Below are 15,004 nucleotides of genomic sequence, written 5' to 3'. Positions count from 1 at the left end.
ATCATGATCCCGGTCAGGAATATTACTGGGACACGCGCCTCAACCTGTTGAAAGGCGAGCGCTGGCTTTGTTCGTAGGAAGCCGCGCGCACGGCGGCGATGTCGTCGAGTTTCTCGACGTAACTGCGGCGCTTGACGATGATCCGTGCGAAAAATCTGTCCTGGCGGGCGCCCGCGCGCCTGACGACGCGCACCAGGTGCTCGTGAACCGAGCCCGCTTTTCTTCGGCAAGCTCAGGCGGTCTCGGCCATTCGGCTTCGCCCCTTGGCGTGGGCAGCCCTTCGGGCTGTGACGGCCGCCGCCCTTGCGGGCGGCGCGGTTTGTCTGTTGGCCTTTCCCGGTGGCGCGGGGTGGGCGGCACTCCCTTCTAGGCCCGCCGCGGCAGCCCGCAACCCTTCGCGTGCCGCTCAGGGTCCTCCTCTTCGTTCCGGTCCTTCGGATGCGGTCCGCCTCCCACGGCGGGCCTTTCCGGTCGCGACTCGCCGCCCACCCCGCTTCCGGGGAAAGGCGCGGCGATTGGCGAGCGGAGGATGAGACGATGCATGCAAACAGCAAGCGTTGTGCCAGCACAGAGGCTGGCGCAGGCAAGGGCGGGCGCCCGGGCGCCAGCCTTTATCAGGAGATCACCGACCGCATCATTGCCGAACTGGAGCGCGGCACCGTGCCATGGGTCAAGCCATGGGGCAGCGCAAAGGCAGGCCTTGGCCTGCCGAGGAATGCATCCTCTGGGCGCACCTATTCCGGCATCAATATCCTCATCCTGTGGGGCGCGGTCATCGAGCGCAGCTATCCCAGCCAGAACTGGCTCACCTTCCGGCAGGCGCTCGTCCTTGGCGGCAATGTCAGGAAGGGCGAGCGCGGCACGACCATCGTGCATGCCGACCGCTTTGTCCCCAAGGACGAGAAGGAGCGCGCACGCCACGAGGGCGATGAACCACAGGCCGTGCCTTTTTTGAAGCGCTTCACCGTCTTCAATGTCGCGCAGTGCGATAATCTTCCGGAAGACCTCTATGCCGCCGCCGAGCCGCTGCCTCAGTGCGAGATCGTGCCGCAGGCCGAGACGCTCATTCGCGCCAGCGGTGCGGATTTCAGGGTCGGCGGCGATCGCGCTTTCTACATGCCGGGCAGCGACCACATTCAGGTGCCGCCGCAGCCGGCGTTCCATCACCAGATCGACTATTACCGGACCTGCTTTCACGAGCTTGGCCACTGGACCGGCCACCCAACGCGGCTTGCTCGCGACCTCTCCGGCTCGTTCGGCTCCAAGGCTTACGCGCGTGAAGAATTGGTCGCCGAAATCACTGCCGCCTTCGTCTGCAGCAATCTCGGTATCGAGCCGACCGTGCGTCATGCCGATTACGTCGGCTCATGGCTAAAGGTGCTGCGCGAGGACAACCGCGCCATCTTCCGTGCCGCCAGTCTTGCCTCCAAGGCCGCCGATTTCCTGTTTGGCCTTCAGGCCGATGCCGAAGGCGAGGCGCAGGAAGGGATTGCGGCATGACGATGCGCGATCCTCAACTGACCGCGAGCGAGCCGACGCCGCAAGGCGAGCAGATGCTCATTCCCGGTGTCCGGCCGATCACCACGCGCGATCGGCTCACCCTCCTGATGGACGCGCCGATGTGTCCGCGCGCGGCGCAAAAGCCGCTCGATATCGGCCTCTTCGATGAAGCCAGCAGAAATCAACTCGACCTGTTCTGACAAGGAGTCTTTCCATGATCCTGATCACCGATCCACTGCGCGCACGACTGCTAGCCAATGGCACCGCCGACGCCGACATCGACCATTTTCCCGTTGTGAAACTGTTTAATCCGACAGGTGCCGCCACGTGGCTTTTGACCGAACTCGACGCCGATGGCGACACGCTGTTCTGCCTTTGCGATCTCGGCTTCGGCTTCCCCGAATTCGGCAACGTCAGTCTGGCCGAGCTTGCACCCGCAAAAGGTCCGCTTGGCCTCGGCATCGAGCGCGACCTGCATTTCCAGGCGCGCTTTCCGCTCTCCGTCTATGCCGAAGCCGCCCGCATTTGCGGCCACATCACCGAGGCCGAGCGACTTCTGCGGCAGGCAGCAGACGCCCTTTCAAAGCCCCATTCCGAGCTTCCGCCCGACACGGCGGAACAGCAGCGCCGATAGGGGCAAAAACCGTCCCGCCCCGCCGGCCTTCGCCCCCTGCGGCGGGACAACCTCAACCAAAGCGAAAGAGAGTAACCATGCAGCTTGCCCACATCCCCTTGGATCAGCTCAATATTTCCGCGCTCAACATGCGCCATGGAAAACGCGCGCCCGACATATCCGACATCCTGCCCTCCGTGCGTGCGCGCGGCGTGCTGGTGCCACTCCTTGTGCGGCCGAACGGCCAGCCGGAAACCTTCGAGATCGTCGCCGGCAGGCGGCGCTATTTCGCCGCCAAATCGCTTGCCGACGAGCGCGGCGAAGGCGATCCCTTGCCCTGCGCCATCATGGAAGACGGTGACGACGCCGATGCGCTGGAAGCCTCGCTGATCGAAAACCTCGCCCGCCTCGATCCTGACGAAGTCTCGCAATGGGAGACGTTTTCGCGGCTCGTCAGGCAAGGCCGCACCGTTCCCGACATCGCTGCGACCTTCGGCATCACTGACCTCAAGGTCAAACGCATTCTGGCGCTTGGCGACCTCTTGCCCAAAATCCGCGAAGCCTATCGCCGCGAGGAGATCGACGCCGAGACGGTGCGCCATCTCACCATGGCGTCCAAGGCGCAGCAGAAGGACTGGCTGGCACTCTGTGCCGATCCCGATCAATACGCGCCGCGTGGCTATCAATTGAAGCAATGGCTGTTCGGCGGCCAGTCGATTTCCACCAAGGTGGCGCTGTTTGCCATCGAGGAGTATCCCGGCCTGATCACCTCGGACCTGTTCGGCGAGGACAGCTATTTCGCCGATGCCGACCTGTTCTGGCAAAAGCAGAACGAAGCGATTGCCGCCAGACGCGACACCTATCTCAACGACGGCTGGAGCGAGGTGGTGCTGCTGGAGCCGGGCCAGTATTTCCACCCATGGGACCACGAGAAGACCCCGAAGAAGAAGGGCGGCAAGGTCTTCATCGCGGTCACGTATCGCGGCGAGGTCGAGTGGCACGAGGGCTGGCTGTCACGCAAGCAAGCCCGCCGCGCCCGCGAGGGCGGCGAGCAAGAAGAAACAGCCGCCAAGCCGCCGCGCCCCGAACTCACCGGCCCGATGCAGAACTATGTCGATCTGCATCGCCATGCTGCCGTGCGTGCGGCCATGCTCGACCATCCCGCCGTGGCGCTGCGCCTCGTGGTGGCGCACGCCGTCACCGGTTCCGGCCTGTGGCAGGTGCGCCGTGAGCCACAGTGCGCAGTCAACGAGACGGTGACTGCCAGCCTTGCCGGCTGCAAGGCTGAAGCTGCATTCGGCAAAAAACGGCGCGAAGTGTTGGCCCTGCTCGGATCACCGGATGAGGACGGCGTGGTCGCCGGCGGCAATGGCGACGCCTTTGCTATCGCCGGCGTGTTCGCGCGCCTCTTGGCGCTCTGCGACGACGATGTCATGCGCGTTCTCACCCTTGTCATGGCCGAGACGCTTGCAGCCGGCAGCGCCGTCATCGAGGCGCTCGGCAACCATCTGAACGTCGATATGGGCACATGGTGGCAACCGGACGATGCCTTCTTCGACCTCTTGCGCGACAAGGAAATCGCCAATTCGATGCTGGCCGAGGTCGGCGGCAAGCTGGTCGCGGACGGCAATGTCGCCGAGAAGGTCAAGACGCAAAAGAAGATCATCCGCGACTTCCTGGCGGGCGAGAATGGCCGCCTCAGGGTCGAGACCTGGCTGCCGCGCTGGATGAAATTCCCGGCCGAAAGCTACACCAGCCGCGGCGGCTTCCGCACCGCCGATCAGTGGACACAGGTACAGCCGCTGTTCGTCCGCGAATAATCGATCAGGGCCCGAGCGGCGGTTCTCTCGATTACCGCCGCTCAGGTCGCGCGCGCCGCTCCGGACCGTGCCGGCTGCCGATCGGTCGTCATGTCGAGCCAGTGCCGCGCGCGAGAAATCCCGACGCCAATTCGCGCCCGTTTCGGCAGCCCTGCACCGCGCCGGGTTGCTTGCTGAGGCGCCAGGCGCATGGGGCCAATTGTCCGATCCGGTTGCCGACAGAGCCCGCGCAGCCGGCGCCCTGCGTTGCCGCCTGTTCGTTGCGCCGCCGATCGCGCTACCTGTCTCCATGTGTCTCAGGAACCATTCCCCTGCGGCTGGCTTGACGACCTATGGGCGGATCCGGCCCGCCCGAAACCCTCGCCAGCAGCTTTTTTCCCCGCCGCCTGCGGCGGCTTCCTCGCGCCGCTTCGCTTCAAAAAAGCTGTCCGCTCGGGTCCTCCGCTATCGCTGCGGCCGTCCCGGTTCCGGCGGTCCGGACGCGCCCATGACGGTCCGCCATCGCAGGGGAATGGTCCCCGGCGAGCACCAAAAGGAGACTGAAAATGACCGCGATCGGATACGTCACCAAACAGGAAAACGGCGGCTACAAGGGCCAGCTCAAGACGCTTAGCGTCCGCGCCGACATCGACATCGTGCCCAATCAGGCAAAGAGCGCCGACACCCATCCCGACTTTCGGGTGCTGACGCAAGGGGTCGAAGTAGGGGCCGGCTGGATCCGCACCGGCGAGACCTCCGGCAAGGACTATGTGAGCCTGTCGATTGCCGCCCCGGAGTTCGGCCCGCGCAAGCTCTACGCCAATCTCGGCCGCGCCGCCGGCCAGGATGATGACGACACATACGCCATCATCTGGAACCCGGTCGACTGAACCGCCTGCCTCGAGCCTCGCGCCGCAACCGGCGCGGGGCTCTTTCGGGAGGGGGCGGCGAAAACTCGCCCCCCACTCTTCGCCCGTCCCCGAAACGATCTCGCTCGCCGATCCTCGCCTTCGCTTGTCCGTAGCAAAACGAGGACCATCATGGACGACGAAAACGAACGCGCGGCCCGTGCCAAGAAGGGCAGTCCGTTTCTCAACACCGCGCAGGCGGCCTTCTATATCGGGCTGTCCCAGCGCACGCTGGAGAAGATGCGGCTCAAAGGCGGCGGCCCGCAATTTCGCAAGCACGGCCGCTATGTCCGCTATCACATCGACGAGCTCGACGACTGGTCGAAGGGACGCGCGCAGGAGACCAGGCCCGAGGATGCCGGGCATGATTCCGGCTCGGCCGGTGAGGGAGGCCGCTCATGAGCCGGCGTCCCACTATCCGTCTGATCGGCAGCCATCTGCGGCGCGTTCGGGCGCGCAAGACGATCGCCGTGGCCACAATAGGCCTCGGCCTGATCGGCTTCGCCGCTTTCGACAACCCATCGCCCTGGCTGGTGTGGAACGCCTCGGCCAGTGCGCCGGTCGGCCTCTATCGCGTCGCGTCCGGATCGCCGGCCCGTGGCGATCTCGTGCTCGTCCGCCCGCCAAAACCGGTCGCCGATCTCGCCGCCGAACGCTTCTATCTGCCCAGCAATGTGCCGCTGGTCAAGCGCCTTGCCGCGCTGCCTGGCGAGCATGTCTGCGCCTTCGGCGACGCCATCATCATCGGCGGCGAGATCGTCGCGCGCCGGCTGGCAACCGACACGCAGCACCGTCCGCTGCCTTGGTGGAATGCCTGCCGCAAGCTCGCCGCCGACGAGTTTTTCCTGCTCGGCAACGATAGAAATCACTCCTTCGACAGCCGCTATTTCGGGCCGGTGCCGGCCGAAAATATTGTCGGGGGGCTGGTGCCGCTATGGACCGAGTAACCCTCCTGATGCTGGGCATGGTCGCGATAGCGCCATGCGCCTGTTCCGCCGCGACCGACGCTCAGCCGGTCGCCATCTCCCGTGGTCCGCAGCTGGCAAGATGGCAGCACTACGTAGCTGAGGCAAGCCGGCGTTTCAGCATTCCACAGCCCTGGATTTATGCCGTCATGGATGCCGAAAGCCGGGGGCAGACAAGGCTGAATGGACGGCCGATCGCCTCACACGCCGGCGCCATTGGCCTCATGCAGGTGATGCCCGGCACCTATGAGCAGATGCGCGCAGAGCTTGGCCTGGGGGCCGATCCGCACGACCCTCGCGACAACATTCTGGCAGGCACTGCCTATCTGCGCGCCATGTATGACCGCTTCGGCTTTCCCGGCCTGTTTGCCGCCTATAACGCTGGGCCGGACCGCTACGAACAGCATTTGCAGCGTGGGCGACCGCTGCCCAGCGAGACGGTTTCGTATCTGGAAGAGCTCAAGGCGGCGGGGATCGCGGCCGCCGACATGGACGCGTTCACCGGCAAATCCCGTTCCGGAAAAGCGCCGGAAATCCCGTCCGGGCAGTCGCTGTTTTTCCTGCGAAACGGTGTTTCCGTGACCGATCCGAATGGCCAAATCGTGGTGCCGCTCGGATCGGAGCGAGCAAGGTCAGGCCGGCCGGATCGCAGGTGAGGGCAGGGGTACCGTGGGTCGGGCGGGGCAGGGAGGCAGGGAGGCAGGTCCGCGGAAGGCAAGATAAAGGCATCGCCTCCTGGAGGCGGCGAAGTCTTTGTCTGCACATCGTTTTCCACGGAGGCTGCCTTCAGCGTCAGGAGAGCTGCTGCCGACAAACCTCTGATATTGCTTAAGATTACTAGGAGGCTCAATGCAGGATGAAGAGTTCAAGCCGAGCCTGGGCAAAATCGGATCGCGCGGCTCGAAGGCAGGCAAGCGTTTCGCCGGCCAGATCCGCGCCGCGATCAACCGAGCCGGCGGCGGCAGCGGTCGCCGTGGCCGCTTCATCGGAAGCCGGGCGGGGCGCGGCGGGGCTGCTGCCGCCGTTCTCAGAGCGCGCGACCCCCACGCGGCGTTTCGGCAGCGGCGCGCCGTCGTCAAGGCGCGTATCGTCAAGCTGGCCGGCAAGGGTGTTGACGGGGCACGTGCACACCTTCGCTACCTCCAGCGCGACGGCGTCACCCGCGAAGGCGAGCCTGGCGAGCTCTATAGCGCCGACAGCGACCGCGTTGATGGCAAGGCCTTCATCGATCGTGCCGATGGCGACCGGCATCAGTTCCGCTTCATCGTCGCCCCTGAAGACGGCATCGAGTATGATGACTTGAAGCCGCTCACGCGGCGCCTCATGGCGCAGATGGAAGAAGACCTCGGCACTAGGCTCGACTGGGTGGCCGTCGATCATTTCAACACTGGTCATCCGCATACCCATATTATCGTCCGCGGCAAGGACGACCGCGACGAAAACCTCGTCATCGCGCGGGACTACATCTCGTCTGGAATCCGTGAACGGGCGGCGGAGCTGGTCAGCCTCGACCTTGGCCCGAGAACGGACCGCGAGATCGAGCAACGCCTGCGCCAGGAAATGGAGCGGGAACGCTTCACCAACATAGATCGGCAGCTGCTCCGCATGCGCGACCATGAGGGGCATGTCTCACCGGCCAGCCGAGACACGTTTCGCCAGACGCTGCACCAGGGCCGCCTGCGCAAGCTCGAGCGGATGGGTCTGGCTGAGGAAGTCGGCTCGGGCCGCTGGCGCCTTGATGGCGAGCTTGAAGCGACGCTGCGCCGCATCGGCGAGCGGGGCGACATCATCAAGACCATGCACCGCGAACTGACCGGCAAGGGGCTCGCCCGCAGTGCCGCCGACTATGTTGTCCATGATCGATCTGCAGAGCAGATGCAGCCTGTCGTCGGCCGCATCATTGCGCGCGGCCTGGCCGACGAAATCACTGACCGCCATTACCTCGTCGTCGACGGCGTGGACGGCAAAAGCCACTATGTTGATATCGGCAAAGGCGAGGCCACCCAACCGACGCCAGAGGGCTGCATAGTGCGGGTCACGCCGAGGGACACCGGGCCAAGGCAAGTCGACCGCACAATTGCCGAGATCGCCACGGCCCATGACGGGCGCTACAGCATCGATATCCATCTCAAGCATGACCCGTCGGCCACCGAACGCTTTGCCGAAACGCACGCGCGGCGACTGGAGGCGATCCGCCGGGCGACCGGTCGTGTCGAGCGCGAGCCGGACGGCACCTGGATCGTCGCACCGGATCATCTCGACCGTGTGTCTGACTACGAGCGTCAGCGGGCCGGGGCCGAGCCTGTCACGGTTGACAAGCTCTCATCGACGCCGCTGGAACAACAAGTCAGCTTCGACGGCGCCACCTGGCTCGATCGAGAGCTGGTTTCCGACATACCGGAGGCCTTGCACAGCTCTGGTTTCGGCCGCGATGTCCGAGAGGCGCAAGGCCGCCGACGGCAGTGGCTGATTGCGCAAGGTCTTGCTCGGGAAGAGCAGGACCGGATCGTCTATCGCGCCAACATGCTTTCGATGCTGCGCCAACGCGAGTTGAACCGCGTGGCCGGCCAGTTGTCGAACGAACTCGGTCTGCCCTATTCTGAAGCCCAGAGTGGAGATCGAATAGAAGGCACGCTCCGCCGCTCCGTCGAGCTCGCCGGCGGAAAATACGCTGTCATCGAGAAATCGCGCGAGTTCACGCTGGTGCCATGGCGGCCGGTGCTTGAGCATCATATCGGCAAGGACGTTTCCGGCGTCGTGCGTGCAGAGGGGATTTCATGGACCATCGGCCGGCAGAGAAGCGGACCAAGCATTTCGTGACATGGCTACACAACTTCTTTTGCCCGCGTTGAAACAGGTACTCAGTCCGGACGGAGTTCGCCTGCTAATTGCCCGCGGCATTGATCTCGCGAGGGATAAATGGCTGGTCGTGCAAGACTTATCGTTCGCTCTACAAAATGCGCCGCGATGATTCATCGTGTTCCATGATTCTGAGCCAAAACCCTCCTGCGCCACCACGGCACTCTTCCCGGTGCCACGGAAGCCGCGCCGACGCGGCGGTGCCGGCCTGGTTGCACAGGGCTGCCCCCGACCCAAACAGTTGCGGCGCATTGAGGACATTGCAATCACTGACGGTGCAGCCATCGGCGCGCTCGATGAGATGGTCCGCCAGCTAGAGAGGTGGGCTGGCGCCTGGTGACAGCGCCTAGGGCTTTCGGCGGCCGTGGTACGGCGAAGCAGGCTCGCGGCGTCGAGGATGAAGCCGCACTTCGCGATGTTCTTCTGCTCACACGACCGGGAGACAAGGTCGACCCCGCGGGCCGGATGCTGTTGACCGGGCGTGAACTGGCAGCCCATCCCGCTGAGGATCTTCTAACGGGAGAAACCTCGCTGCGGTGGGGAAGATTTCGATCGTCGCCCGCGACGACGAGGCGGTCAGCGACCTGACCAGACGAGCTCGGCAGCTTTCCGCTGCGGCATGGTGACCGGCGCGATCATGGCCGCCGAATGAGATCGCTTCGAACGCACCGTCGGATGCTGGCTCGCCGACGCTTTACTGGCGCAGCGCCTGGGAGGGGCACGAGATTCCGGTAGAGACCAGATGCACCTGGGAGGCGCGAACGTCCTCCAGGCCGAGCCGGTCCGGCGAGCGGTCGAATATCGCGAAAACTTGGCCACCGCGTGCACGTAGGATCGCTGGGTGGCCGGCGACAGATTGCGGATCGTCATGTCCTCGATCATGCGTCGGTGAAGAGGGCTCAACTCGGCCATCTCAAACTCTCAAACTCCTGTTCTCAAGATTGCGCTTCAACAGCCGCAATCCTTCAAAACAGAAGCGTCATCCGCAAACCCACGCACCAAATGACGCGTCAGCGGCTTCGTTCAATCCCTTTATGGGTCCGGATCCTAGCAGGTTGTGACCATTGCTGTGGCAATGCAGCAGTCCTGGATGGCTGCATCAAATAAGTTCCAAGATGCCCCGGGCGCGCTTCCACCGGACCACCTGGACGCTGCAGTTAAATGCACAAATCCACGCGCGTGCTGAAGCATCGTGAAAAATTCATGGATTATGACCCGATCCAATTTCGGTCGATCAATCAGCGCCCTTCGCCGGGGCTGTCGGTCCGCATCGCGCCTGACAGCGGCGCTATGCTGGCGCTCCCATGGCCGCCCTGTTGAATCGCTTTCTCCAGCACCGAACTGAATTGGTCCCGCTGGCGAACATTTCGATGCTTCCGCCTTGTAGGCCTTCTTTGTTGCGGCCGCCTCTGCGGCACGGCTGCGCCGACGTGAACGTGCTTGGCGGCACGTTTTGTCAGGGAGGGGAAAGAGGCGCGCGGCCCTCTCCCAGCAAGCCGCCGCTGGCGGATTCCTCCGTCTGCCCGCTGCGCTCCCTGCAGACCGGGGAGACCCTTCCGCCCCCCTTGCTCCCGCTGCTCGCCGCGATGCAGGGGGACAGGCGACCTGAACCCGTGCCCAAGCCGATCTGATGGCCGCAGAGGCGGTGGGGCTGGACATGGGCCCGTGGTGGACATACGTGCCACACAAATCCTCATGCTCGCCTAACCGGCTGCAACGTATGGCAATCCGGGCAGACCCGACGAAAGAAGGAGTAGGTCTCGGCCATTCCCGTGTCCGAACCCAGAAAAGTTACTGGTTTCCTTACGGGCGCGATACAAAGGGCACAGGCTGGACTTGGCTGCCGGGGGCGGGGCTTGTCGACCGCTCAATCGAAAGTGAGAGACGAGGAGGAGAATCACCGACCTGCAGAGCGGCAAGGCGCTCGCCTACTTCCCTGTCAGTCACCGTTAGCCGATGGTTTAGACGAAGATAGTCCGTCCATGTCGGCGTGCGGAATGTCTCGGTCCAAAGAGTCGAGTTCTGAAGATCGCGCTGGAGGGTCCAGTCCCGCGCACCGGCACGGCTCTGAACGCGCCGCCTTTCGCGCATGCAGCTCAGAAATTCCTCGATATTCTCCTCGGGTATCGAGTACTCCACCTTGATCACGATCGGGCCGCTCCTGGGCTTCAAATCGCGGGCCAGTTCTGGTGGCCTGAAGTCGAAGGCCCCTTGATCCGATTCCTCCCATAGGCGGACCGGCAATAGCTTTCCCACAGCTGCAACCAGCAACAGCGCCGCTGCAGCACCTTCCAAAGCCCACGTCAGGGAATAGTTCTGCGCGACAGCACCCCAGATCCAGCTGCCCGCTGCCATGCCGCCGTAGGTCAGGGCGTAATAGATCGACAGGGTGCGACCAACGACCCACCTTGGGCTTGCCAACTGCACACACACGTCGGTTCCGGTCCAGGTGACAACCCAGCCTGCGCCAGCGATTGCAAGCGCGATCGCTGCTACAGCCACCGATGATGTGAGAGCCAGTAAAAGGCAACACGTTGCGCAAGCAACGGACGCGAACGTGATCAATCGATTTTGGGACGTGATGCGTCGCAAGTAGCTATTGCCAATGCCCGCGATGAAGGCGCCTGTGCCGAAGCCGGCCAACAGGACGCCGTAAACAATTGGCCCCCCCGCCAGTTGGTCGCGAACCAGGAGGGGGAGCAGAGCAAGGATCGAGATGCTTGACAGCCCGAACAGGGTTGCACGCACGATCGCCACTCTGATCTCCGAGGAGATTGCCGTGAAGCGCATGCCATCATGAATGGCCGTCGTCATCCGCTCGCGCGGAAGAGGCGAAGAGCGAACTTGCCACTTGGAGCGCAGTACAGCGCTCAACGGGACCAGGTCGGTCAGCGCAGCGAAGGCGAAAGCCGTAAGGGGGCCCAGCAAAGCCAAAATTACACCGCCAAGCGCCGGTCCTATGCTTCGAACCACGTTGTACCCCACCGACATCAGTGTCACTGCAGCGGGTATGTCGCGCTTTTCCAGGATGTCGCCGACCGAGGCGTGCCAGGCTGGATCATTCAAGGCAAAGCCGCATCCCGCCAAGAAACTCAGTCCCAAGATCAGCCATGGACTGACAAAGCCCAGTCCAACAGAGAGAGCCAGCGCCGTGGATGCCAGTGCGATCAGGCAATGTCCGGCAAGCATCACGCCGCGGCGGCTGAAGCTGTCTGCAATCGCTCCAGCAAGGATCGACAAGAAGAAGGCGGGCAGTGTCGATGCAGCCTGCACGAGCGCAACCATCAGATCGGAGGCTGAAATCGTTGCCATAAGCCAGCTTATAGCCACGCTCTGCACCAGCCAGCCAAGGCTGGATATCTGCGTGGCTGTCCAGATCGAACGAAAGACCGGATTCTGAAGAGGGATCAGTGTGTTTGCCGCAAAGGGCGGGGAATCTTGACGCCGCATGACTTCTCACCTCCACCACGTAGTTCTTTCGCTCACTCACTTGCTGACAGCGGTGCGCTTACGCACAGCTGCGTCACAACCAAGTTCCGATATCGCGCTCGCAACAAAGTAGATGTCGCATCCACGGTGCTGATGCGCGATGAGTGTGCCAGTTGGGCGTCAGCTGGTCTGGGTCGCGCAGCCCGATGGGGTGCGGTCTGCCCTGCGACTCTTGGCCTTGGACGGTGCTACCGCCCCGATGGCCGGGTTGTCAAACTGCCACGGTGCTAGCAGCGCCCATCCCATCCTGACAGGCATGAGCGTACGACGCAGCGCATCGCTGGTATCGGAGGCGGGTGCAAGATCAAGGGTGGCATCGTCTTGACAAGTACGAGCTGGTGGACGCCTTCGCCCGACCTATCACATCGGCGATTTATGGGGCCGCCGTTCAACTCGTTGGTCTATGCACAAAAAACATAATACGCTTCAAAAGACGTTTCGTGTCGGCGCAGGCGCCGAGGAGGGCGCGGAAGCCTTCACCATCGTCATCCCGTCACCGAACGTCACTGGGTCGCTGCACATGGGCCATGCGCTCAACGACACGCTGCAGGACATTCTGGTGCGCTTCGAGCGCATGCGCGGCAAGAACGTGCTGTGGCAGCCCGGCATGGATCACGCCGGCATCGCCACGCAGATGGTGGTCGAGCGCCAGCTTATGGAGAAGCAGATCCACCGCCGTGACCTGACGCGCGACGAGTTCATTGAGAAAGTCTGGGAGTGGAAAGCCGAATCCGGCGGCGCGATCTTCAACCAGTTGAAGCGGCTGGGGCCTCGGCCGACTGGAGCCGAGAACGTTTCACCATGGACGAGGGCCTGTCCAGGGCGGTGCTCGAAGTGTTCGTCACGCTCTACAAGGAAAGGCCTGATCTACAAGGACAAGCGCTTGTCAACTGGGACCCGAAGCTCTTGACCGCGAGTCCGACCTTGAGGTCGAACAGCAGGAGGTCAACGGCAATCTCTGGCATTTCCGCTACCCCGTCGAGGGCGAGGTTTTGGATCCGGAAAATCCTAAAACCTTCATCACCGTGGCGACGACCCGCCCGGAGACGATGCTGGGCGATATGGCGGTCGGCGGTGCATCCCGACGACGAGCGTTTCCGGCATCTTGTCGGCAAGAACCTCATCCTCTGCCGATCGTCGGCCGCAGGATCGCGGTGGTGGCGGACGAGTATTCTGATCCGGAGAAAGGCAGCCGCGCGGTCAAGATCACGCCGGCGCACGACTTCAACGAATTTGAGGTCGGCAGGCGCCATAAGTTGCCGGCGATCAATATTCTCACCATAGAGGGGCGGTCACCCTCACGGACAATGACGACTGTCTCGCCGGGCTGGAGGTGGCGCCGTAGCGCCATGCGGTCCGGGACGAGCTCGACGGTCTGACGCTTACATCTCGCCGAACTGGTCCAAGCAAGCATGAATTCCATAACCAGGCGCCGACGTGGAACTATCTCGTCGTCCACGCCCACGGACACGCATCACTGTCCGGGATGATGAGCGCTATGTGCGCCGTAACGTGGCGAAGCTCACTCACATGCATGAAGCCTCGCAGCCTGCCCCGTGGAAGATGGGCGACGCGCCGAAGGACTTCATTGACACGATGGTGAAGGCGATCGTCGCCCTGGAAATCGAGATCACCAGCCTGGTTGGTAAATCAAAACTCAGCCAGAACAAAGAGGTGCGCGACATTCAGAACGCTGGTGAAATGCTGAATGCCCGAGGCGTCAATGGGATGGGAGAAGCGATGCTCGCGGTTGCGGCGGCCAAATCCCAATAGCAACTATCTTGTCCCGACAAGCCGCTGGTGCTGGATTTCCAACGGGTGACCTTGAGAGACAAATGCTTCGGCTCGCCGGAAACGCGACCAGCATCTGACCACCCGCTATGCGGCAGATGGACAAGAACTCAGGCCGCCATCGCCAGCCACATCCGCAATGCCGCCGGATCGATGGAAGCTGCTTACCCCGCCAGTCTCGCCGGTCATGCCGCCTGCGTCGTTAATACCTTGAACAGCAGCCTGGCGGTTAAACCGCCTTGCGTGTTCGGTATGGCGGCACAGCGGTTTGGAGATCGGCGAACGCCACGCCCCACGGTAGCGATGCCTCGCATGACCAAGCAGCGGCATGTGCGGCAGGCTTGCACCCGCTTCAGATGCGAGACGGGTCAAGACAATCATCCTGCACAACGCCACGCGGCGGTGAGCCGGTTTCGAAAAGGGCCGGCCCCGGCCGTTCATACAAGTGGAGTTGGGGGCGCGGGGCCGGATCAAGCCTATCGCGTTGGACCCGCCGGGACCGCGCGTACATCATCCCGGCAACGCCAGGCGCTCGCCTCGCGTCATGCGGGCTTCGGCTTGGCGCGCCGAATGTCTGGACCGGCATCGCGGAGCAATGGCGCACCAGTCTACGACATGGTGCGTAGTCGCCATGCTGCCCCTGGCCAGATCGTAGATGACCTCGGCTTGTTCGCCATGGCGAGCCGAAGCACGTTGACGGCCGTGCCGGGTGATGCGCCGTCCCAGACTATCATCCCAAAATCGGCGCGCGCCATCTCCCGGTCTTTGGCGGCGTAGATCCAGTATCCTCTAGCACCTTCAGGAGACGGGACCCGGTAGGCAGCCCAGTCGCCCAGATCATTGCGGGGTTCCTTGGCCGCATGGAAGACCCCGACATGTTTGTAGCCGTAGCCCGCGAGCAGGCCCTGCGCCTCGGCATCGGCTCCAGACGCGTCGCCAATCAGCACGCCGTGCACGGCAACAACGATTGGGCGGATCCGAGCGATGGCAGGTTCCGTCAGCTCAAATATCTCGCGTGAACCCCCTATGAATATCATCGACATCATGACTTTCCCTTCTCTCCAGGGCTCCCTCGCTCTG

14 protein-coding genes and 3 pseudogenes are annotated in these 15,004 nt (G+C 63.3%); 12 read left to right on the top strand and 5 right to left on the bottom strand.

Features of this window, described 5'->3' with window-relative positions:
* Positions 1 to 22: 22 nt before the first annotated feature.
* Positions 23 to 193: a hypothetical protein gene (locus NKH99_RS25410; RefSeq protein WP_352740732.1), complete on the bottom strand. Its 171-nt coding sequence runs from the start codon at positions 191 to 193 to the stop codon at positions 23 to 25.
* A 344-nt stretch (positions 194 to 537) separates the two neighbouring features.
* On the opposite strand from NKH99_RS25410, the gene NKH99_RS25405 reads away from it, so the two are divergent.
* From NKH99_RS25405 to rlxS, 9 genes are all read left to right on the top strand, one after another.
* Positions 538 to 1,500, top strand: coding sequence for an ArdC family protein (locus NKH99_RS25405; protein ID WP_353016217.1), 963 nt, complete (start codon positions 538 to 540; stop codon positions 1,498 to 1,500).
* Positions 1,497 to 1,700: a hypothetical protein gene (locus NKH99_RS25400; protein WP_352549568.1), complete on the top strand. Its 204-nt coding sequence runs from the start codon at positions 1,497 to 1,499 to the stop codon at positions 1,698 to 1,700. Before NKH99_RS25405 ends, NKH99_RS25400 begins: the two co-directional genes overlap by 4 nt.
* Before the next feature lie 14 nt (positions 1,701 to 1,714).
* A complete protein-coding gene (locus NKH99_RS25395; RefSeq protein ID WP_353016214.1) occupies positions 1,715 to 2,134 on the top strand; it encodes a DUF2958 domain-containing protein in 420 nt (139 codons plus the stop codon).
* Positions 2,135 to 2,211: 77 nt separating this feature from the next.
* Positions 2,212 to 3,933, top strand: coding sequence for a ParB/RepB/Spo0J family partition protein (locus tag NKH99_RS25390; RefSeq protein WP_353016212.1), 1,722 nt, complete (start codon positions 2,212 to 2,214; stop codon positions 3,931 to 3,933).
* Positions 3,934 to 4,478: 545 nt separating this feature from the next.
* Positions 4,479 to 4,802 carry a DUF736 domain-containing protein gene (locus tag NKH99_RS25385; protein ID WP_023672372.1) on the top strand — a complete coding sequence of 108 codons (324 nt, stop codon included), beginning with the start codon at positions 4,479 to 4,481 and terminating at the stop codon, positions 4,800 to 4,802.
* A gap of 150 nt (positions 4,803 to 4,952) precedes the next feature.
* The gene (locus NKH99_RS25380) at positions 4,953 to 5,222 is read left to right on the top strand and encodes a helix-turn-helix transcriptional regulator (RefSeq protein WP_023679653.1); all 270 of its coding nucleotides are present in this window, start codon (positions 4,953 to 4,955) and stop codon (positions 5,220 to 5,222) included.
* Positions 5,219 to 5,767, top strand: a complete 549-nt coding sequence (lepB, locus tag NKH99_RS25375) for a signal peptidase I (RefSeq protein ID WP_353016210.1) — start codon at positions 5,219 to 5,221, stop codon at positions 5,765 to 5,767. The genes NKH99_RS25380 and lepB overlap by 4 nt, the downstream gene beginning before the upstream one ends.
* The gene (locus NKH99_RS25370) at positions 5,755 to 6,441 is read left to right on the top strand and encodes a lytic transglycosylase domain-containing protein (protein WP_353016207.1); all 687 of its coding nucleotides are present in this window, start codon (positions 5,755 to 5,757) and stop codon (positions 6,439 to 6,441) included. The genes lepB and NKH99_RS25370 overlap by 13 nt, the downstream gene beginning before the upstream one ends.
* A gap of 193 nt (positions 6,442 to 6,634) precedes the next feature.
* A complete protein-coding gene (rlxS, locus tag NKH99_RS25365; RefSeq protein WP_353016204.1) occupies positions 6,635 to 8,605 on the top strand; it encodes a relaxase/mobilization nuclease RlxS in 1,971 nt (656 codons plus the stop codon).
* A 751-nt stretch (positions 8,606 to 9,356) separates the two neighbouring features.
* Here rlxS and NKH99_RS25360 read toward each other — a convergent pair.
* Positions 9,357 to 9,556: pseudogene (locus NKH99_RS25360) on the bottom strand (phage integrase N-terminal SAM-like domain-containing protein); the annotation flags it as partial.
* Between the two features lie 891 nt (positions 9,557 to 10,447).
* Positions 10,448 to 12,094 (bottom strand): MFS transporter, encoded by a 1,647-nt coding sequence (locus tag NKH99_RS25355; protein WP_353016202.1) that lies wholly within the window; start codon positions 12,092 to 12,094, stop codon positions 10,448 to 10,450.
* Positions 12,095 to 12,536: 442 nt separating this feature from the next.
* Here NKH99_RS25355 and NKH99_RS25350 point away from each other — a divergent pair.
* The 3 genes and pseudogenes from NKH99_RS25350 to NKH99_RS25340 form a co-directional block, all read left to right on the top strand.
* Positions 12,537 to 13,419 (top strand): annotated as a pseudogene (locus tag NKH99_RS25350) (class I tRNA ligase family protein); the annotation flags it as partial.
* A gap of 89 nt (positions 13,420 to 13,508) precedes the next feature.
* A pseudogene (locus tag NKH99_RS25345) lies at positions 13,509 to 13,580 on the top strand (hypothetical protein); the annotation flags it as partial.
* The gene (locus NKH99_RS25340) at positions 13,571 to 13,906 is read left to right on the top strand and encodes an FMN-binding negative transcriptional regulator (RefSeq protein WP_353016200.1); all 336 of its coding nucleotides are present in this window, start codon (positions 13,571 to 13,573) and stop codon (positions 13,904 to 13,906) included. The pseudogene NKH99_RS25345 and the gene NKH99_RS25340, both read left to right, overlap by 10 nt.
* 105 nt (positions 13,907 to 14,011) lie before the next feature.
* Here the strand turns inward: NKH99_RS25340 and NKH99_RS25335 are convergent, their stop codons facing one another.
* On the bottom strand, positions 14,012 to 14,296 hold the full coding sequence (locus NKH99_RS25335; protein ID WP_353016197.1) for a hypothetical protein: 285 nt from the start codon (positions 14,294 to 14,296) through the stop codon (positions 14,012 to 14,014).
* 236 nt (positions 14,297 to 14,532) lie between these two features.
* Positions 14,533 to 14,967 (bottom strand): hypothetical protein, encoded by a 435-nt coding sequence (locus NKH99_RS25330; RefSeq protein ID WP_352858011.1) that lies wholly within the window; start codon positions 14,965 to 14,967, stop codon positions 14,533 to 14,535.
* Between the last annotated feature and the right edge of the window lie 37 nt (positions 14,968 to 15,004).

It is taken from the genome of Mesorhizobium sp. M0854 (assembly GCF_040319815.1).
In the GTDB taxonomy this organism is placed as follows: domain Bacteria; phylum Pseudomonadota; class Alphaproteobacteria; order Rhizobiales; family Rhizobiaceae; genus Mesorhizobium.
The sequence above is the reverse complement of the archived record's forward strand: the minus strand, read 5'-3'. Positions and strand labels throughout refer to the sequence as shown.

Coding starts and splice junctions, on each gene's coding strand:
- NKH99_RS25405 (WP_353016217.1), top strand. CDS start 538: ATGCATGCAAACAGCAAGCGTTGTGCCAGCACAGAGGCTGGCGCAGGC.
- NKH99_RS25400 (WP_352549568.1), top strand. CDS start 1,497: ATGACGATGCGCGATCCTCAACTGACCGCGAGCGAGCCGACGCCGCAA.
- NKH99_RS25395 (WP_353016214.1), top strand. CDS start 1,715: ATGATCCTGATCACCGATCCACTGCGCGCACGACTGCTAGCCAATGGC.
- NKH99_RS25390 (WP_353016212.1), top strand. CDS start 2,212: ATGCAGCTTGCCCACATCCCCTTGGATCAGCTCAATATTTCCGCGCTC.
- NKH99_RS25385 (WP_023672372.1), top strand. CDS start 4,479: ATGACCGCGATCGGATACGTCACCAAACAGGAAAACGGCGGCTACAAG.
- NKH99_RS25380 (WP_023679653.1), top strand. CDS start 4,953: ATGGACGACGAAAACGAACGCGCGGCCCGTGCCAAGAAGGGCAGTCCG.
- lepB (WP_353016210.1), top strand. CDS start 5,219: ATGAGCCGGCGTCCCACTATCCGTCTGATCGGCAGCCATCTGCGGCGC.
- NKH99_RS25370 (WP_353016207.1), top strand. CDS start 5,755: ATGGACCGAGTAACCCTCCTGATGCTGGGCATGGTCGCGATAGCGCCA.
- rlxS (WP_353016204.1), top strand. CDS start 6,635: ATGCAGGATGAAGAGTTCAAGCCGAGCCTGGGCAAAATCGGATCGCGC.
- NKH99_RS25355 (WP_353016202.1), bottom strand. CDS start 12,094: ATGCGGCGTCAAGATTCCCCGCCCTTTGCGGCAAACACACTGATCCCT.
- NKH99_RS25330 (WP_352858011.1), bottom strand. CDS start 14,967: ATGTCGATGATATTCATAGGGGGTTCACGCGAGATATTTGAGCTGACG.